This is a genomic window from Bacteroides sp. MSK.20.82, assembly GCF_019052485.1.
In the GTDB taxonomy this organism is placed as follows: domain Bacteria; phylum Bacteroidota; class Bacteroidia; order Bacteroidales; family Bacteroidaceae; genus Bacteroides; species Bacteroides thetaiotaomicron.
In genome coordinates, this window is record NZ_JAHQUN010000162.1 from 1 (window position 1) to 306 (window position 306).

Consider the following 306-nt stretch of genomic DNA (forward strand, 5'->3'; position numbering starts at 1 on the left):
AAACGCTCTTGTTCAGGTTCTTTCTTCCGTCGTACTGGGTTATCAGAACCCCGGCGATCGAAAGATCCGAGTTCAAACGTTGCTGTACCTTGTGGACGACCTGCATAAGTTTAGCCATTCCACGCATTGCCAGGAATTGAGCTTGAACTGGGATAATCAACCGATCCGAGGCCGTCAGTGCGTTAAGCGTGAGCAGCGATAGCGAGGGGGGACAGTCGATCAGGATATAATCGAATTTCTCCTTTTGGCCTTTGATAAGGTGGGCTAAGATAAGCTCCCGTCCGGCCTCGTTGATTAACTCCGTTT

Annotated in this window: 1 protein-coding gene; it reads right to left on the reverse strand. The window is 50.0% G+C overall.

The window, feature by feature from the left end:
- A partial coding sequence (locus tag KTR07_RS28290; RefSeq protein WP_217315589.1) for a ParA family protein occupies positions 1-306 on the reverse strand: 306 nt, incomplete at both ends.